This window comes from Mycobacteriales bacterium, assembly GCA_035550055.1.
In the GTDB taxonomy this organism is placed as follows: Bacteria; Actinomycetota; Actinomycetes; order JAFAQI01; family JAFAQI01; genus DASZTV01.
In genome coordinates, this window is sequence record DASZRO010000063.1 from 1 (window position 1) to 17,956 (window position 17,956).

The window sequence follows — 17,956 nt, forward strand, 5'->3', positions numbered from 1 at the left end:
CCGGGCAGCTTCCGGTCGGAGACGGCCACCACCTCTACTACGAGCAGGTGGGTACGCCGGAGGGCACCCCGGTGGTGTACCTCCACGGCGGCCCAGGCTCCGGGTCGACGACGGGGGCCCGGCGGTACTTCGACCCCACGCGCCACCGCGCGATCCTGTTCGACCAGCGCGCCGCGGGCCGGAGCACGCCGCACGCCAGCGAAAACGACGTGGACTGGGCGAGCATCGACATGACCCACCACGTCGCCGACCTCGAGCGCCTTCGCGTTCACCTCGGCATCGATCGCTGGGCGGTGTTCGGGGCGTCTTGGGGCTCGGTGCTCGGCCTCACCTACGCGCAGCGCCACCCGGATCGTGTCACCGCAGTGGTCGTCGCAGCCGTCAGCACCGGGACAGCCGAGGACATCGACTGGCTGACGGTGCACGCCGGCCGGTTCTTCCCGGAGCAGTGGCAGGAGTTCCGCGACCACGTGCCGCCTGAGATGCGTCACCTACGGCTGGTCGACGCCTACCACGCGCTGCTCATGGACCCTCGGCCTGACGTACGCGACGCGGCGGCGCTTGCCTGGTGTCGGTGGGAGGACGCTCACGTCGCGACCACCAAGAACGCGCGGCCTCACCCCGGCTTCGACGACCCGCGCTACCGGCTCGGCTTCGCGCGCCAGGTGACGCATTGCTGGCGTAACAACTCCTGGCTCGAACCCGACGAGATCGTTCGCAACGCCGCTCGGCTGCGCGACGTCCCGGGCTGGTTGATCCACGGCCGGCTCGACGTCAGCAGTCCGCTCGACGCGCCATGGCGGATTCATCGAGCGTGGCCCGGCAGCGAGCTCACCATCGTCGACGACGACGGTCACGGCGGAGCATCGATGACGGCCTCGTGCCGGGACCGGCTCCTCGCGCTCGCACCACGGACCCGCTGATCTCCTTCAGCGAAAACAGCTCGCCGCACCCGGCGGTCCGGTGGTGCACTACCTCGGGTGAGGGTCGCGTTCTATCGGGACGACGAGGCTCGCGTCGCGGGCTGGAACGCGGTCCGCGGCAAGCGCACTCGCATCCCCGGCACGGTGATGGCGCTCGGCCGCGGTGACATCAGCCACGACCTCGCGCAGTACGTCGTCGAGGCGGCGACCGGCTACCAGACCGGCTTTTGGGGTCTGCTCAGCCGCGGTGCGACGTTTCGAAGCACCGGACGCAAGCGCACCCAGCCCGGACGCGCGCTGATCGTCGAGCACCGCGCCGACCTCGACAAGGCCGAGCAGCTCGCGGCGCTGCACATCGCGGCCTGGCGCGCCGGCGAACGCAACCCGGTCGCCGCGGCACTCACCGCCGCCGCGAACCAGTTCTCGTCGCTGCAGGCGGGCGAGCAGCTCGTCTACGACTGGCCGGGTGTGACGGGCGTTGTCAGCCGTTGAATACTGCGTGACACCTGGCATGCACGTTTGCCCTGGCCTCGGCAGACTGTCCGCATGGACCGTCCCGCGACGCGATACGTGTCGGTCGGCGACGCGGACGTGGCCTACCAGGTCGTCGGCGAAGGTTCGATCGATCTCCTGTACTTCTATGGCCTGGGAAGCCACGTCGAGGGCTGGTGGGACGACCCCGACACCGCGGAGTTCTTCAGGCGGTTGGCGTCGTTCAGCCGGCTGATCCTGTTCGACCGGCGAGGGACGGGCGCCTCGGACGCGGTCCCGCAGAGCGCCATCCCGACATGGGAGGAGTGGGCGGAGGACATCGGCGCGGTTCTCGACGCCGTCGACTCCAGGCACGCTGCGATCATCGCCACCATCGACGCTGGCCCCATCGCCATCTTGTACGCCGTCGCGCATCCGGAACGTGTCTCCGCACTGGTTCTTGTCAACACCGCAGCGCGGTACATGACTGCCGACGACTACCCGGTCGGCGCCTCGCCCGAGGATGTCGACGCCTTTCTCGAGCTGTTCCGCACCGCTTGGGGTACGCCTGAGTTCGTGGCGGTGCCCAACCCGGGTCTGACGGATGATCCGGAACGCATGGAGTGGGCGGCCAGACTGCTCCGGCTGTGTGCAACTCCCCGTATGGCGACCGCGCAATACGAGTACATGCTGCGCAGCGTCGACGTACGGCCCGTCCTGTCCGTCATTCAAGCGCCGACGCTGGTGCTTCATGTCCACGACAACCCGTCCGTGCCGATCGAGCACGGCCGTTTCCTCGCGCAGAACATCGAGGGGGCGCAGTTCGTGGAGCTACCCGGCCGAGACATCCTGATCACCCGCGAGATGTACCCGCTCGTCGACGAGGTCGCCCGCTTCCTCACGGGGCGGCGTCAACCCATACAGGTCGAGCGCGTGCTCACGACGCTCATGTTCTCCGACATCGTCGATTCGACATCACGAGCCGCGCAGCTGGGCGACCATGACTGGCGCTCATTGCTCGACAGACATGACCAGGCCGTGAGATCCCAGATCGCGCGCGCCGCCGGCCGGGAGGTCAACACCACCGGAGACGGCTTCCTCGCGAGCTTCGACGGGCCGGCTCGCGCGATCCGATGCGCATTCGACATGATCGAGGAGACACGCCGACTGGGAGTCCCGATCCGCGTGGGAGTGCACACCGGTGAGTGCGAAATGCGCGGCGAGGACCTTGCCGGGCTCGCGGTCCACATCGCCGCCCGCGTCGCCGCGGCGGCGCTCCCCGGCGAGGTGCTCGTCTCCAGCACCGTCAAGGAGCTCGTGATCGGATCCGGAATCGAGTTCGACAGTCGCGGGCAGCACGAGCTCAAAGGGGTTCCGGGCGCGTGGAGCCTCTTCGCCGCCCGGACCTGACTCAGCCGCTGAACAGGCCGGCCCGCGCGGCGACGAGCCGGCGCTGCTGGTGGCTGTCGCCGAGCAGCAGCCGATTGGCCGTCGCCCGCTTGAAGTACAGATGCGCGTCGTGCTCCCAGGTGAAGCCGATCCCGCCGTGCATCTGGATCGTCTCGGCAGCGATCCGGTACGCCGCGTCCGTGCACACCGCCTTCGCCAACGGCGCGACGACCGCAAACTCATCCGGCGCGCTGGCGACGGCCCATGCTGCGTAGTACGCGGTCGACGTCGCGGCCGAGAGCTCGACCGCCAAGTCGGCAGCGCGATGGGCAAGCGCTTGGAAGGAACCGATCGGGCGGCCGAACTGCTCCCGCATCTTGAGGTAGCCGACCGTCGTGTCCAGACACCAGCCGGCGACCCCGACCGACTCGACCGCGAGCGCGACGCGCATCACGTCGAGTGCTCGCTGAGCCTCGCCGGCGTCACCGATCTGCTGGGCGGCCGCATCGTCGAAGTCGACGCTGGACAGCCGGCGCAACGGATCCAGGCTGGCCGCCGACCGGACTGTCGCCGCCTGCACGGCGTAGATGGCATGGGGAGTGACGACGACCAGCAGCTCGGCACCCGCGGCGCCGACCACATGGTCGGCGTGGCCGCTCAGCGTGTCGCCTCGTACGTCGACCTGATCGGCGACCACCACCGCGGCGCGCCAGTCTCCGGATGCCACTGACTGTTGCAACTCGGGCGTCGTACCGTGCTGCATCGCAGCCAGCGCCACGAGCGAGCTGAGCATCGGCACCGGCCACAAACCGCGCCCCGCTTCCTCGATCACGACGGCGGCGTCGACGAAGCTCCCTGCGGTGCCGCCGGCATCCTCGGCCACGGCGACGCCGAGCAGTCCGAGGTCGGTCACGAGGAGCTTCCACAACGGTTCGTCCTCGCCCGACGGCGTCGCCATGACCTCGCGCAGCCGCGACGAGGAGCAATGATCGGCGGTGACCTCGCGCAGCATCCGTCGCAGCTCCTGCTGCTCGGCGGTCAGCGAGAAGTCCATCGCCGCATGGTAACTACCGGGGCGGAGGCGTTTCTGACGGGTCGTCAGATTTTGACTAGAGTAGGCCCGTGGACTTCGATTTCACCCCTGAGCAGCAGGCCTTCCTGGCCGAGGTCGAGGCGTTTCTCGATGCCAACGAGGACCCCGAGGTCTTCGACCCGACCCGCGAGAACATGGCGCAGATCGTCGACACCCCCGAGCGGCGCGCGTTCATGAAGAAGGTCTCCGAGCGCGGGTGGATGGGCATCACATGGCCCGAGGAGTACGGCGGGCAGAACGGCGACGGTGTCTACGAGTACATCCTCAACGAGGCGCTCGCCCGCCGCGGCGGTCCGCAGATCGGCAAGGGTGTCGGCATCGTCGGCAAGACGATCCTCCGCCACGGCAGCGACAAGCTCAAGAAAGAGTTCCTGCCGAAGATCCTCAACGCGGAGGTCGAGTTCGCGGTCGGCTACAGCGAGCCGGGCGCGGGCAGCGACGCCGCCTCGATGCAGCTGCAAGCCGTCCGCGACGGCGACGAGTGGATCCTCAACGGCCAGAAGATCTGGACCACGTCGGCCCACTTCGCCGACTGGTACTGGGTAGGCGCGCGCACCGACCCCGACGCGCCGAAGCACAGCGGGATCACGCTGTTCCTCATCCCGATGGACCATCCGGGCTTGACCATCCAGGGCATCTGGACGATGGGAGACGAGCGCACCAACTCGGTGTTCTTCGACGACGTACGCGTCTCCAACGACTACGTAGTCGGCGAGCAGGGTCGCGGCTTCCAGTACATCTCCGAGGCGCTCGACCTCGAGCGGTTCACGATGTTCACCTTCTCCCCGATCAAGGCTCGGCTCGACCTGCTGATCGACCACGTGCGCACCGCTACTCGCGACGGCGAGCCGCTCAAGGACGACCCGGTCACCCGGCAGCGGATCGCGGCGCTTGCGACGCAGGCCGAGGTCGGGCGGACGCTGGGACTGCGGTTCTTGGCGAAGTCCGTCGCGGGCGGTGCAGCGCCGACCTCTGAGGCAAGCGAGTACAAGCTCTTCGCCACCGAGTTCTCCAAAGTCCTGGCCGACGCGTCGATGGACCTGTGCGGCCCGGGTGCCCAGCTGCGCGTCGGCACGGACGAGGCGCCGATGAAGGGACGGGCCGAGTCGACGTACCGCTACACCGTGCTGGACACGATCGGCGGCGGGACGTCGGAAGTGCAGAAGAACATCATCGCCCGCCGCAAGCTCGGCCTCCCGAAGAACTTCTAGGTACGTCGGTTGACCGGCCTGCTCGACGGCGTGACCGTGCTCGATCTTGCGAGCGTCGGTCCGGCCGTCCGCGCCTCGGGATGGCTCGCCGACTACGGCGCGGCCGTCACGAAGGTCGCACCCGTCCCGCGAGACGCCGCGACCCAGATCGTCCCGAAGGCCCACTTCTACAGCGGCGGGCGAGGCACGCGCACGATCCGGATCGACCTGAAGTCGGCGTCGGGACGCGACACGTTTCTCCGCCTCAGCGAGCACGCCGATGTCGTCATCGAGAGCTTCCGGCCGGGAGTCGCGGGGCGCCTCGGCATCGGCTACGACGACGTGAAGAGCCGCAATCCGCGCATCGTCTACTGCTCGACCAGCGGCTACGGTCAGACCGGGCCGCGGGCCCAGTGGGCCGGTCACGACATCAACTACCTGGCCGTCAGCGGTTTCCTGGCGACGGGTGAGCGCGGGGCCGACGGCAAACCGGTACGGCCTGGCGCGACGATCGCCGATGGCGCCGCCGGCGGGATGCAGGCGGTGACGGCGATCCTCGCCGCGCTGGTGCACCGCGACCGCACCGGTGAAGGCGCCTACCTCGATGTCGCGGTCGCCGACGGGATGCTCGCGCTCATGGCGTTGCAGGTCGACGACGTACTCGCCACCGGCGCCGCCCAGCCGCCGGGTAGCGCGCCGCTGTCAGGCAGCTACGCCTGCTACGACACCTATCGGTGCGCCGACGACAACTGGATCGCCGTCGGCGCGATCGAACCCAAGTTCTGGGCCAACCTCTGCGCCGCGCTCGGCCTTCCGGGCTGCGTCGCTGGGCAGATGGACGATGCGGCGCAGGAGGAGATCCGGCGAGCCGTCGCGGTCGCGTTCGCGGCGAAGTCCCGCGACGAGTGGATCGCCGAGCTCGCCGCGGCCGACACCTGCGTCGCCCCGGTCCTGACCGCAAGTGAGGTCGCCGCCGACGCGGCGGTTCGGGCGCGCGACTGCATCGCCACCGGACATCCGGCGACGGGCGAGCCGTTCCGCCAGCTCGCTCCGCTGCTCGCCGGGGCCAGACGCGGGGAGCACTACGACCTGCCGGATCGATCCACCACTGACACCGACGCCGTACTCGGCGAGTGCGGTCTGACCACAGACGAGATCGCTGCATTGCGAAGCGAAGGAGCCGTGGCGTGATGTCCGACCTCCCAGCCGAGATCGAGTCGCTCATCGACGTACCGCAGTACGACGAGGTCGGCGAGTTCCCCGTCGAGCGCGGCTACATCTGGACCTCGTGTGCGTCGGTCGAGAACGGCAACCCGCTGTTCTGGGACGACGAGGTTGCCGACGAGCTCACCGGCGGGGTCATCGCGCCACCGTCGATGATCTCCAACTGGTTCCGCCCGCACTACTGGTCCCCGGGCCGTGACGTGCAGCCGATGCCGCTGCAAGTGCACTTCGACCTGAAGGAGAAGCTCGGGCTTCCCGAGGCGGTGATGAGCGACAACACCGTGACCTATTACGAGCCGGTGAGGGTCGGCGACGTACTCAGCACCTGTCAGCGACTGCGATCGGTGAGCGCGGAGAAGCAGACGAAGCTCGGCACCGGCCGGTTCTGGGTGATCGACGTCGAGTACCGCAACCAGCGCGGCGACCTCGTCGGCATCGAGTCCTGGACCGGCTTCGGCTATCGACGGGAGCAGGCAGCATGAGCATCGCGACGACCGGCACTGTCCTGACCTTCGACGAGGTATCAGTCGGCGACGAGCTCCCCCCGCTGTCCTACGACGTGACGGCGACGACGGTCGTGCTCGGCGCGCTCGCCTCTCGTGACTGGCGACCGCAGCACCACGACTACGCCTTCGCGACGCAGCGCAACGGCGTACAGGACATCTTCTTGAACTCGCCCAACCAGGCGGCCTGGCTCGAGCGCTACATCACCGACTGGAGCGGTGCCCGCGGCCGGCTCGGCAAGCTCGGCTTCCGCATGCACGACTCGATCTTCCCGGGCGACACGATGACCTTCCGCGGCACGGTGACCGCAACCGAGAGCGATGCCACCGGCTGCGGCTGGGTCGGCATCGAGGTCAAGGTCAGCGTCGGCGAACGACTGTGCACGACGGGTACGGCGCGCATCGCGCTTCCCCGCACCCCCGATGACAACCCCTGGTCGCGTCGCGGCGGGGACTGGAAGCCGTAGGAGACGCCGCGATGGATCTCGACTTCACCCCCGAGCAGGATCTGCTGCGTGACTCGGTACGCCGCGCGTGCGAGCGCCACGCGGGTCTCGACGTCGTCCGCAAGCTGGAGAACGACCCGATCGGCCACTCCCCCGAGCTCTGGCGGCAGCTCGCCGACCTCGGCCTGTGCGGACTGCTGATCGACGAGGAGCACGGCGGCAGTGGCATGTCGATGGTCGACGCCGCTGTGGTCTACGAGGAGTTCGGGCGGGCGCTGGTGTCCAGCCCTCACTTCGTCACCGCGGTGCTCGCCGCCGGCCTGCTCAACCGCTCGTCGAACGCCGCGCTGAAGGCCGACCTCCTGCCGCGGATCGCCACAGGCGAGGCGATTCTCACGGTCGCATCGCTCGAACCGGACAACGGCTTCGGGCCGGCCGGCGTACAGCTGCGCGCCGCACGGGACGGCGACGGCTGGCGGCTGTCCGGCACGAAGCGCCACGTCCCGTTCGCCCAGGCGGCCGACCAGATGGTCGTGCTGGCGCGCACCGACACCGGCACCGGCCGCGACGCCGACGGCGTGATCGCGCTGCTCGTCGCCACCGATGCGGCCGGGGTCAGCTCGACCCAGCAGCTCACCGTCGCCTCGGACGCGCAGTTCCGCGTCGACTTCGACGGGGTGGCCGTAAGTGACGAGGCGGTCGTCGTCGAGGCGCCGGGGGCATGGCGCGCGTGGCACGAAACGATGCTCGACGGCGCCACGTTGCTCGCCGCGCAGGCGGCGGGCGGGGCGCGGGCCGCGCTCGAGCTGGCGCGTGACTACGCCAACACCCGGGAACAGTTCGACAAGCCACTCGCCGCGTTCCAGGCGATCTCGCACTACCTCGCCGACTCCGTCACCGCGGTCGACGGCGCGCAGACGCTGGCATGGGAAGCGGCTTGGGCCCGCAGCGAGGATCGCTCGATCGAGACGCTGGCGCCGATGGCGAAGAGCTACGCCTGCCAGACCTATCGCAAGGTGACTGCGACCGCCGTACAGATCTTCGGCGGGAACGGGTTCACCGTGGAGTTCGACATCCAGCTGTACTTCCGGCGAGCCAAGTCGATGCAGCTCAACAACTGGGACGAGCGCTACTGCAACGACCTGATCGCCACCCAGCTCCTCGACACCTAGCCACCCCAGCAACGCTCCGTTGCTGGGCCTATCGCCCACCAACGCTCCGTTACCTGGCCTATCGCCCACCAACGCTGCGTTGCTGGAGGGAAGGCACGGGTGACGCTGCGTTACTGGGGGGCGCAGCGGGCGGCGAGGCCGGCGATCTTTGCCGAGCGCACGAACGACGCGACGACGTCGACGTCGAGCCCGCTGGTCAGGTAGCTGAACGACAGCCCGCTGTCCGGGTCCGCCCACGCGATCTGCCCGCCAACGCCGAGCGCCCCGAACGCCCGCGGCCCGGTGTGGGCGCCGAAGCCGCGCACGGCTGCCTTGTCGTCGTCTCCCGCCACGACCAGGCCCAGCGTTCGGTTCGCCGGGCAGCCGAACAGCGGGTCGACCAAGGTGTTGCGCACGTTGCGCGTGGCGTCTTCGAGCACTGCTGCGTCCCAGAGGCCTCCCGGGTTGTGCAGCAACGCCTGGTAGTACGTCGCGACGTCGGCTGCGGTGCCGACCGCACCGGCGCCGGGTACGCCGCTGGCCAGGACCTCCGGCTCGTTGAAGCGCAGCAGGAACCCCCCGCCGGTCTCCTTGACGCGGTCGCCGAAGGTCTCCTTGCCGGCCTCCACCTCACCGACGCTCTCGACGCGAACCACGTCGGCCTGCGCGCCGATCGGCACCCCGAGAGTCAGCCCCACGATCCCCAACGGCGAAGCGATGCGTTCGGCGAATACCTGGCGGAAGTCACTCGACGTCACCTCCTCGATCACCTCGACGAGCGCCCAGTACGCCGACGTCGGGTGGTACTCGGTCTGTGTGCCGGGCGTCCAGTCCAGCCGCCACGACGCGAGCCGCTTGCGCCGCTGCTCGCGGTCAGCGCCCTCCTCGGGGCGCATCGGCGCGCGCGGGAAACCCGCCGTGTGCGTCAGCAGGTGTGCCAGCGTCACCGCACCCTTGTCGTTCGCCGCGAACTCCGCCACCACGTCAGCCACGCGGGTGGAGTCGCGGAGCGCGCCATCGGACATCAGCAACCACGCGAGGCCGCCGGTGAAGGCCTTGGTGACGCTGAACGTCACGAATCGCGCGTCGCTCGGTGCGCCGTACGTCGCGGCTTCGACGACCTCGCCTTCATAGCCGAGCGCGAGCTGTACGGCGGGGAGCACGCCGTCGTCGACATCACGACGCGCCCGAGCGAACAGCGCATCGACCGCCGCGCGATCGATCGGCAAGGTCAGCCGACCATGTCGGCGAGCGCCTTGATGTGGTCCGGGTTGCGTACGCCGCCGACCAACATCGTCGTCACCGGGCTGTCCCGCCACATCTGCATCCGCTCCCGGATCCGGTCGAGCGGCCCGCACAGCGCAATCCCGTCGGCGAGCGCGTGGGGTACGGCGCGCATCGCGGCCTCGCGGTCTCCCGCGATGAAGTGCTGCTGCACCACCTTGGCCTCGTCGGCGAAACCGAAGCGGCCGATGACGTTGAGGTGGAAGTTGAGGTTCTCCGCACCCATCCCGCCGATGTAGAAGGCCAGCGTCCACTTCACGAACTCGATCGCGGCGGACACGTCGTCGTTGACGACAACGGTGACCGGGCAGGCGACCTCGAACCCCTCGGGCGCGCCGGCGAGCGACTCCTTGTAGAGCTCCTCACCGCGCTCGACGTGGTAGAAGATCGGCAGCCAGCCGTCGGCGATCTCGGTGGCCAGCGCAACGTTCTTCGGACCCTCGGCACCGAGCAGGATCGGGATGTCGTCGCGCACCGGATGCATGAGCAGCTTGATCGGCTTGCCCAAGCCGGTGCCGCCCGGGTACGGCAGCGGATAGTGCTCGCTGTCGCTGGTGATCACCTCGCGCTTCAAGATGCGGCGCACGATGTCGACGTAGTCGCGGGTGCGCGCCAACGGCTTCGGGAACGGCTGGCCGTACCAGCCCTCCACGACCTGGGGGCCGGACACGCCGAGACCGAGGATCAGCCGGCCGCCGGACAGCCCGTCGAGGGTCGCGGCGCTCATGGCCGTCGCCGCCGGGGTCCGCGCCGAGATCTGCACCAGCCCGGTACCGAGCTTGATCCGCGACGTTCGCGCGGCGTACCACGACAACGCTGTGAAGGCGTCCGACCCGTAGGCCTCGGCCGTCCACACCGAGTCGAAGCCGGCGTCTTCGGCGGCGCGTACCGCCTCGGTCTGGTCGTCCGGGCCCTTCGTCCAGTACCCGAGCATCAAGCCGAGCTTCAGGTCAGCGGTCATGTGGCCCCTTCCTCACGCCCCGCTCCCGCTAGCGCGGAAGGCCGAGGATCCTCTCGCCGATCACGTTGTGCAGCACTTCGCTGGTGCCGCCCGCGATAGTGAGCGAGCGGGTGGACAGCATCCGGCGAAGGGCAGCGGCGGTCATGTCGTCGGTGACCGACGCCGCCCGGTGGCCGAGCAGCTCGAGCGTGAGCTCAGCGGCGTCCTGTCGCAGGTGCATGCCGACGAGCTTGCGAACGCTCGACGCGGCGCCCGGATCAGTGCCGGAGACACGAGCCAGCGTCGCGCGTACGCCGAGCATCGCGTCGGCCTGCGCGAGGCAGACCAGCTCGCCGACGCGCTGGTAGGCGATCGAGTTCGGCCGGTGCTCACTGGCGTCCAGTGCCGCAAGCAGCTCCTCGATCCCGGAGGAGAACGCCGAGCCGCTGCTCATCGCGACCCGCTCGTTCGCCAGTGTCGTGCGTGCCAGCTTCCAGCCGCCGTCGACCTCGCCGACGACACAGTCGTCCGGCACGAACACGTCGTTGAGGAAGATCTCGTTGAACAGCGCGTCGCCGGTGATCTCGCGCAGCGGCCGTACGTCGAGCCCGGGCGTGCGCATGTCGACCAGAAAGTAGGTGATGCCGTCGTGACGGCGCGCGCCGGTCGAAGTACGAGCGAGACAGATCGCCCAATCCGCGGTGCGGGCCGACGACGTCCAGACCTTCTGGCCGGACAGCGACCAGCCGCCGTCGACGCGCGTCGCCTTGGTCGACAGCGACGCCAGGTCGGAGCCGGCGCCCGGCTCACTGAACATCTGACACCAGCTGATCTCGCCGTACAGCGTGGGCGGCACGAAGCGCTCTCGCTGGGCATCCGTCCCTGCTTGCAGGATCGTCGGCAAGGCCCAGTTGCCGATGATCAGGTCCGGTCGTGCCACTCCGGCCTTCGCGAACTCTTCGTCGATGACCAACTGCTCGATCGGACCGGCGCTGCGACCGTACGGCGAAGGCCAGTGCGGGACGAGGTAGCCGGCGTCGGCGATCGCCCGTCGACGCTGCGGGCCTTCGACGCCGTCGAGCGTCGAGAGGAACTCGCGCACCGCCGCACGCGCCGGGTCCGCGTCCGGCCCGAGATCCAGTGACCGGTGGCGCCTCACGCCCCCGCGGGCCAGCGTGGTCGCCGCCTCCTGCCAACGGGTCCGGCTGCCTAGCATCTGGCGCACGGACAGCGCCCGCTTGAGATAGAGGTGCGCGATGTGCTCCCAGGTGAAGCCGATGCCACCGAGCACCTGGATCAGGCTCTTCGCGACATCAACCGCAGCCTGTGGCGCGACCGCCCCGGCCACCGAGATCGCCAAGGACAGCGACGGGTCACCGGAGGACATCTCGTCCATCGCGTGGGCCGCATCCCACGCCGCTGCCCCGGCGATCTCGAGGTCGGCGAGCATGTCGGCGCAGCGGTGCTTGACCGCCTGGAAGGAACCGATGGGCTGGCCGAACTGCTCACGGACCTTGGCGTAGTCGACGGCGAGGTCGAGGCACGCTCCCGCGATCCCGGCGGCCTCCGCGCTCAGCAGCACCGCCGCGGTCGCGATGACCTCGTGGTCGATCAGTCCGACGAGCAGCCGGCTCTCGTCGGCGACCGCCGACTCCACCACGGCGACCCGGCGGGTCGGGTCGATGCCGAGCAGCGACGTGAGGGATTTGCCGGAGACGTCGACGAGGAACCAGCGATCCTCGATCGGCATCAGTACGGCGCTGACCGCGGCGCCGCCGAGCAGGTTGCCGTTGATCGACACCGCAGCGCTGAAGGTGCCGTCACGAAGGCCCGCTTCGACCGACGTGCGCAGCTGGTCGCTGCCGAACCGGCGTACCAGAAGCCCGGCGAGCAGGGTCGGCACGATCGGTCCCGGGGCGAGTGCCCGACCGAGCTCCTCGACGGCAACGCACAGGTCGCTGACCCGGGCATCAAACGGCAACGCGAGCAGCTCCTGGTCGGCGAGCGCCTGCCAGCTCTGCGGCAGCGTCTCACCGTCGGCGTCGGCGGCGGCCTTCGCGGCTGCGACGAGCCCGGTCTGCTCGGCGAAGCCGCGCACGGAGTCGGCGAGGGCGTTCTGCTCGTCGGACACCGCGAGCGCAGCTGGTCGCACGGAGGAATATTAGAACAGGTTTCACTTCACGACATGCGGTCGGTCAGGTGTTCTGACGACTCGTCAGGATAGGTTGCTAACAATGGCAAGCATCTCGCCGAGCGTCGCCGCCGTGCTCGGCCGGTTCACCAAAGCAGCGAGCCCGTGTGATCTCGAAGCAGGCGTCGCGCTGGATCTCCCGGGTCGCGGCCGCACCTGCGTGATCGACCTCGCCGGCCCGCCGGGCGCACCGACGCTGATCCTGGTCCACGCCCTCGCCACCACCGCGGCGCTGTCCTGGTACCCGTCGATGCATGTGCTTGCCGAGCACTACCGGGTGATCGCGTTCGACCAGCGCTGGCACGGTCGTGGAATCCGCTCGGAGACGTTCTCGCTCGAAGACTGCGCCGACGACGTCGTCGCTGTCGCAGACGCGCTCGGCGTCGAACGATTCACGGTCGTCGGGTACTCGATGGGCGGTGCCATCGCACAGCTCGTGTGGCGCCGGCACCGCGAGCGGGTCGAGGGAATGGTGCTGGCGGCGACCGCCCGCAACTTCCGCGGCACCGCCCAGGAACGTGCCTGGTTCCGGATGACCGGCCTGACGATGTCGCGCTTCGGCGAACGCGCTCGCCTCGGGATGGAACGACGGGCGTCACGGCTGTCCGACAGCCCGATCGCGCTGACCGCCGACGCCGCCAAGGTCGGACCGTGGGCGATGGCCGAGTTCCGCAGCACGAGCGGCTGGGCACTGTTCGCGGCACTCGACGCGATCGGCCGGTTCGACTCGTCGGCCTGGATCCGGCGGGTGGACGTGCCGGTGAGCGTCATCATCGCCGACCGCGACCGCGCGATCCCCACCCGTCGCCAGCACAGCCTGGCCGCCGCCATCCCGGGCGCGATCAGCTACGAGTTCTCCGGCGGGCACGCCAGCCTGGTGCTGGGCGCGACCGAGTTCGTCCCCGTGCTGCTCGAGGCGTGTGGGTCGGTCACCCGGCGGATTCGGCAGATGCCTCGGCAGCGTCCGCCGGCTTCGTAGCCTCCGCTGCCGCGAGCAGCTCCGTCACGGCAGCCGGGACCGCATCGGCGAGGTCCCACAGGTCAGGCATCAGCTCGCGGCAGGCGATGAAGCCGAACCCGATCGCGTCCATGTTCGACAGCACCGTCACGTTGAGGCCGGCGCCGTCCATCACCGGACCCAGCGGGTGCAGCTCGACGAGCCGGCCGCCGTTGAAGTAGAGCGGGATCGGCGGGCCGGGGACGTTCGAGATCACCAGGTTGTGAACCACCGGGTGCCGGTTGGCCAGCCGCAGACTCGAGTACATCCGAGCCGCCAGCGAGAACGTGTTCGGTGCCGCGTGCTCGGCCCAGTCCTGCAACATGTTCGCGCCGACCAGCTCGTGGTCTTCCTTCGCGCCTTCGTTGGTGAGCGCGATCTGGCGAAGCCGCTCGGCCGGGTCCTCGACGTCGCTGGCGAGGCTGGCGAACATGATCGAGATCCTCGTCGTACCCGACGACTCGTCACTGCGTTCGTGCACCGAGATGGGAACCGCCGAGATCAGCGAACGCTCCGGCAGCTCGTCACGCGCGCTCAGATAGGTACGCAGCGCGCCGGAGCAGACGGCCATCACGACGTCGTTGATCTTCACGCCGAAGGCGTTCTTGATCGTCTTGAGGTCCTCGAGCGACACGTGGGTGTAGGCGACGCTGCGGTGGGCGGTGATGGTCGCGTTGAAGGAGGTACGCGGCGCACGGAACGGCGCCGGCATCCCGGCGACGCCGCCTCTCCCCCGGCGGTTGGCGAGCCGGCCGACGCTCATGAGCGTGCCCGGCAGCAGCTTCACGATGCGCGCCGGGCGCACCGCCCAGTCGGCCAGCGCGCGACCGACGAGCTCCACGTCGCTCGGCTTGCGCTCCGGCTCCCAGTCGTCCGCGGCTGCGGCGGCGGGCGTCGCATCACGTTCGAGGTCGAACAGCTCGGCCATCATGTTCGCGCCCGTGACGCCGTCGATGAGCGAATGGTGAACCTTCGACACGACTCCGATCAGGCCGTCGGCCCGGCCTTCGAGGATCCACATCTCCCACAGCGGGCGGCTGCGGTCCATCTGGCGAGAGAGCACGTCGGCGGCGACAGCGGCGGTCTCCCGATCGCCTCCGGGCGCCGGCACGACCGTGCGGTGCAGGTGGTAATCGAGGTCGAAGTCGGCGTCCTCGACCCACACCGGCCGACCGAGGTTCAGCGGCACGGTGGCCAGCTTGCGGCGGAACTGCGGCACCCGCGGCAGCCTCGCCTCGATGTAGGCGCGGTAGTCCTCGAACGAGTACGGCTGTGGCGCCTCGGACGGGTCGACCAGCATGAGTCCACCGACATGCATGTGCATCGTCGGCGTCTCGAAGTACAGAAACGCCGAGTCCAGGCCGCCCATTCGCTGCATGGCCGGAATCGTACGGAAAATCAGGCGGGTGGTCCCGTGGTCACCGGCGTACCGCGGAAGCAGCTCATCGAGTACGGAAAGTCTGCCGTCATCACGTAGTGGTACGTCGTCACCGGCTTGCCGATGTTCACCTCGCTTGTGATGCCGTGGCAGACGTCGAGGTCTGCGGTTGTGAGCTGGTCGCCGGCGCCTTTGACGTTGGGACCGGTGATCGGGAACCCGTCGAGCGCCCACCCGATCACGTGGTGCACGCTGCGGTTGCCGATGCAGCGCGACAGCGTGTGGTAGTGGTACACGCTCTGCTCGTCGGGATGGGCGTCGCAGTGATCCTGGACCTCCCATGCGCCCGCGTCTCGACCGCCGGCATCGAAGCCGTTGAACAGGAGCACTCCGGTTGTCATCACCCCGACGACACCCCCCATGCACTGCGGAGCGCCGTACGCCGGATGCGCCGGCACGGTGTAGCTGATGTTCTGCGGCGCGATGTGGTTGGGATTGCGGTCGTCCTGGTAGGCCGCGTCGGTGCTCGCGATCGGGAACACGCCGGTGGTGTGGCTGGGCAAGTCATTGGTGGTGATGATGCGCTTCGAGCCCACGACGGTGAAGCTGTGTCGGGCCGACGGCCAGGACACGCGGCCTTCAACTGTCACTTTCTCGTTGACGTCGTAGGTCTTGTCGTCGCTGCTGAACAACGATGCTGGCACACTGAGCAGGTGGGAAGGCGGGCGGTGAAACTGGCCGCGCTCGGCGCGGGCCTCACGGTGAACGCGGTGCGACCGATGCCCAACTCGTCTCCGGTCGCGATTCCCAGCTTCTTCGCCGCATGGCTCACCTCCGAGCTCGCCCCGCAGAACCTGATCGTCACCGCTGCCGCGTCGAAAGGCCTGCTGCTCGCCAAGCGCGGCCGGCTCAGCCGGGAGGACAAGGCGGTGCTCGGCCTCAACGCCGTGTCGGCAGCGGGCCTGGCGGCGATGACCGTGCAGGGCATGCGGGTGCGCGGCATCGTCGAACGCGCGCTCGCCGAGGCGCTGGGCTCGGATTATTTGGCGCAGCTCGATCCCGCCCCTACGAAGGCCGACCTCACCACCCCGTGGCGGCAGGTGTTCACACCGTGGCGGACCAGCCACCCTGACGTGAAGCGCACCCGCAACATCGTCTACACCGGCAACTCCGCGGCGGGCCGGCGTGAGCTGCTTGACGTCTTCCAGCCGCAAGAGCCCGGGCGAGGCCGCCCGGTGCTGTTGCAGATCCACGGTGGCGGCTGGGTGATCGGCAACAAGGACGAGCAGGGCCTTCCGCTGATGAACCACCTCGCCGCGCGCGGCTGGGTCTGCGTCGCACCGAACTATCCGCTGTCCCCGAAAGCGACCTGGCCGGACCACCTGATCGCGATCAAGCGGTCGATCAAGTGGATCCGGGAGAACATCGCCGACTACGGCGGCGACCCGTCGTTCATCGCCGTGACCGGGGGTTCCGCGGGCGGGCACCTGGCGGCCATGGTGGCCTTGACGCCGAACGATCCGCAGTACCAACCCGGCTTTGCCGACGTCGACACGAGCGTGCGGGCGTGCGTCCCGTTCTACGGCGCCTACGACCTCGCCAACGTCCTCGACACCAAGACCGGGGAGCGCGAGTACCAGCACTTCCTGTCCAAGACCCTGTTCAAGACCCGCGACCGGGACGTCGCGCGCGCCGCCTCGCCGCTGACCCTCGCCCGGCCGGACGCGCCGCCGTTCTTCGTCATCCACGGCGCCAACGACTCCCTGGTCAACGTCGCCGAGGCGCGCGAGCTGGTACGCCGGCTTCGGGAACGTTCGAACTCCGTCGTCGCCTACGCCGAGCTTCCTGGCGCCCAGCACGCGTTCGACGTGTTCGCCTCGATCCGCAGCGCCCACGTGATCCGCGCGGCGGAGCGGTTCCTGCGCGTCGTGCAGTGGGAGATCAACCGGACCAGCATGCTCGCCGAGGTCCCCATCGGCTAGGTGACCCGACGCGTCACCAGGTGACTCGGATATCAGCCGGGGTCACGGGCACGTACCGAACTGTTCGAAGGCCGTACTTCGGGGGGTCCGAAGGAGGCACTTGTGTCCATCAAGACTCGCATCAACAAGACGACGACAGTCGGCGCGATCGCCGCGTGCGCGGTGATCGGAGCTACGAGCCCGGTATGGGCAGACAACGGCCCGGCCGGCGACCCGACCGGCACCTCGGGCGGACCGGCGGGTACGCCGACGAGCACGAACCCGACCGCCACCACCGCACAGGACGACGCGATCATCGCGACGCTGCGCGCGGAGCTGGCCAAGCTGCAAACGCAGCTCGGTGCCGAGAACGTCGCGCTGCACGACGCCACCCAGGCTGCGGCGCGGGAAGCCCAGGCGCTGGCGGCCGCGAAGGCCGACGCCGCGCACTGGCGGGCCGTGGCCGCGGAAGAAGCGAACGCGGCGGCCGCCACGCCCACGACCCCGACGAGCGTGCCGGCGGTCGCGAACCCGACCGTGCCCGTCGCCGGGTTCGACCCGGCCGCCATGCACCGTTGCCACCACGGCTACGGCGACAGCGGCGGCTTCGGGAACGACCAGGCTGGCGATCCGGCCGCGTTCGACCACCACGACTACGGCCACGACAGCGAATACGGCGGCTACGGCCACTACCGGGGCTACGGCGATGACGGCGGCCACGGCTACGGCGGCTGGGACCACTGACCCAGACCACTGACCCAGACCACTGATCCAGACCGAACGCTTCCAGACTGAAGACCTGTCGAGCCCGGCCA

17 protein-coding genes are annotated in these 17,956 nt (G+C 69.3%); 11 read left to right on the forward strand and 6 right to left on the reverse strand.

The window, feature by feature from the left end:
• The 3 genes from pip to VG899_09560 all read left to right on the forward strand — a co-directional run.
• On the forward strand, positions 1-923 hold a 923-nt coding region (gene pip / locus VG899_09550), incomplete at its 5' end, for a prolyl aminopeptidase (GenBank protein HWA66596.1).
• Between the two features lie 57 nt (positions 924-980).
• Positions 981-1,415 carry a hypothetical protein gene (locus VG899_09555; protein ID HWA66597.1) on the forward strand — a complete coding sequence of 145 codons (435 nt, stop codon included), beginning with the start codon at positions 981-983 and terminating at the stop codon, positions 1,413-1,415.
• Between the two features lie 54 nt (positions 1,416-1,469).
• Entirely contained in the window at positions 1,470-2,804 is a 1,335-nt protein-coding gene (locus VG899_09560; protein HWA66598.1) for an adenylate/guanylate cyclase domain-containing protein, read from the forward strand.
• Between the two features lies 1 nt (position 2,805).
• Here the strand turns inward: VG899_09560 and VG899_09565 are convergent, their stop codons facing one another.
• Positions 2,806-3,837: an acyl-CoA dehydrogenase family protein gene (locus tag VG899_09565; protein HWA66599.1), complete on the reverse strand. Its 1,032-nt coding sequence runs from the start codon at positions 3,835-3,837 to the stop codon at positions 2,806-2,808.
• Positions 3,838-3,905: 68 nt separating this feature from the next.
• Here VG899_09565 and VG899_09570 point away from each other — a divergent pair, with 68 nt between their 5' ends.
• From VG899_09570 to VG899_09590, 5 genes are read left to right on the forward strand one after another with little or no spacing between them, the layout of a single operon-like run.
• Entirely contained in the window at positions 3,906-5,087 is a 1,182-nt protein-coding gene (locus VG899_09570) for an acyl-CoA dehydrogenase family protein (protein HWA66600.1), read from the forward strand.
• Positions 5,088-5,096: 9 nt separating this feature from the next.
• Positions 5,097-6,257, forward strand: a complete 1,161-nt coding sequence (locus VG899_09575) for a CaiB/BaiF CoA-transferase family protein (protein HWA66601.1) — start codon at positions 5,097-5,099, stop codon at positions 6,255-6,257.
• Positions 6,257-6,772, forward strand: coding sequence for a MaoC family dehydratase N-terminal domain-containing protein (locus VG899_09580; GenBank protein ID HWA66602.1), 516 nt, complete (start codon positions 6,257-6,259; stop codon positions 6,770-6,772). The genes VG899_09575 and VG899_09580 overlap by 1 nt, the downstream gene beginning before the upstream one ends.
• Positions 6,769-7,260 (forward strand): hypothetical protein, encoded by a 492-nt coding sequence (locus VG899_09585; GenBank protein ID HWA66603.1) that lies wholly within the window; start codon positions 6,769-6,771, stop codon positions 7,258-7,260. Before VG899_09580 ends, VG899_09585 begins: the two co-directional genes overlap by 4 nt.
• Positions 7,261-7,271: 11 nt before the next feature.
• The gene (locus VG899_09590) at positions 7,272-8,411 is read left to right on the forward strand and encodes an acyl-CoA dehydrogenase family protein (GenBank protein HWA66604.1); all 1,140 of its coding nucleotides are present in this window, start codon (positions 7,272-7,274) and stop codon (positions 8,409-8,411) included.
• Between the two features lie 110 nt (positions 8,412-8,521).
• Here VG899_09590 and VG899_09595 read toward each other — a convergent pair whose 3' ends face one another.
• The 3 genes from VG899_09595 to VG899_09605 are packed head-to-tail and all read right to left on the reverse strand — an operon-like array spanning position 8,522 to position 12,766.
• A complete protein-coding gene (locus tag VG899_09595) occupies positions 8,522-9,619 on the reverse strand; it encodes a serine hydrolase domain-containing protein (protein ID HWA66605.1) in 1,098 nt (365 codons plus the stop codon).
• 2 nt (positions 9,620-9,621) lie between these two features.
• Positions 9,622-10,623 carry an LLM class F420-dependent oxidoreductase gene (locus VG899_09600; GenBank protein HWA66606.1) on the reverse strand — a complete coding sequence of 334 codons (1,002 nt, stop codon included), beginning with the start codon at positions 10,621-10,623 and terminating at the stop codon, positions 9,622-9,624.
• 40 nt (positions 10,624-10,663) lie between these two features.
• The gene (locus VG899_09605; GenBank protein ID HWA66607.1) at positions 10,664-12,766 is read right to left on the reverse strand and encodes an acyl-CoA dehydrogenase; all 2,103 of its coding nucleotides are present in this window, start codon (positions 12,764-12,766) and stop codon (positions 10,664-10,666) included.
• Positions 12,767-12,848: 82 nt separating this feature from the next.
• Between VG899_09605 and VG899_09610 the strand changes: the two genes are divergently transcribed.
• Positions 12,849-13,784 carry an alpha/beta fold hydrolase gene (locus VG899_09610; GenBank protein ID HWA66608.1) on the forward strand — a complete coding sequence of 312 codons (936 nt, stop codon included), beginning with the start codon at positions 12,849-12,851 and terminating at the stop codon, positions 13,782-13,784.
• On the opposite strand, the gene VG899_09615 is transcribed toward VG899_09610, so the two are convergent.
• Positions 13,735-15,180 carry a wax ester/triacylglycerol synthase family O-acyltransferase gene (locus VG899_09615; GenBank protein ID HWA66609.1) on the reverse strand — a complete coding sequence of 482 codons (1,446 nt, stop codon included), beginning with the start codon at positions 15,178-15,180 and terminating at the stop codon, positions 13,735-13,737. The genes VG899_09610 and VG899_09615 overlap by 50 nt on opposite strands.
• A gap of 20 nt (positions 15,181-15,200) precedes the next feature.
• Positions 15,201-15,884 (reverse strand): YHYH protein, encoded by a 684-nt coding sequence (locus VG899_09620; GenBank protein ID HWA66610.1) that lies wholly within the window; start codon positions 15,882-15,884, stop codon positions 15,201-15,203.
• 9 nt (positions 15,885-15,893) lie between these two features.
• Here VG899_09620 and VG899_09625 point away from each other — a divergent pair, with 9 nt between their 5' ends.
• Together VG899_09625 and VG899_09630 are read left to right on the forward strand one after the other, a co-directional pair.
• Positions 15,894-17,162: an alpha/beta hydrolase gene (locus VG899_09625; protein ID HWA66611.1), complete on the forward strand. Its 1,269-nt coding sequence runs from the start codon at positions 15,894-15,896 to the stop codon at positions 17,160-17,162.
• Between the two features lie 102 nt (positions 17,163-17,264).
• Positions 17,265-17,885, forward strand: coding sequence for a hypothetical protein (locus VG899_09630; GenBank protein ID HWA66612.1), 621 nt, complete (start codon positions 17,265-17,267; stop codon positions 17,883-17,885).
• The last annotated feature ends 71 nt before the right edge of the window (positions 17,886-17,956 follow it).

What these genes read in the sequence shown, in the direction of transcription:
- VG899_09560 (HWA66598.1), top strand. Translation starts at nt 1,470, where the DNA reads ATGGACCGTCCCGCGACGCGATACGTGTCGGTCGGCGACGCGGACGTG.
- VG899_09565 (HWA66599.1), bottom strand. Translation starts at nt 3,837, where the DNA reads ATGGACTTCTCGCTGACCGCCGAGCAGCAGGAGCTGCGACGGATGCTG.
- VG899_09580 (HWA66602.1), top strand. Translation starts at nt 6,257, where the DNA reads ATGTCCGACCTCCCAGCCGAGATCGAGTCGCTCATCGACGTACCGCAG.
- VG899_09585 (HWA66603.1), top strand. Translation starts at nt 6,769, where the DNA reads ATGAGCATCGCGACGACCGGCACTGTCCTGACCTTCGACGAGGTATCA.
- VG899_09590 (HWA66604.1), top strand. Translation starts at nt 7,272, where the DNA reads ATGGATCTCGACTTCACCCCCGAGCAGGATCTGCTGCGTGACTCGGTA.
- VG899_09610 (HWA66608.1), top strand. Translation starts at nt 12,849, where the DNA reads ATGGCAAGCATCTCGCCGAGCGTCGCCGCCGTGCTCGGCCGGTTCACC.
- VG899_09615 (HWA66609.1), bottom strand. Translation starts at nt 15,180, where the DNA reads ATGCAGCGAATGGGCGGCCTGGACTCGGCGTTTCTGTACTTCGAGACG.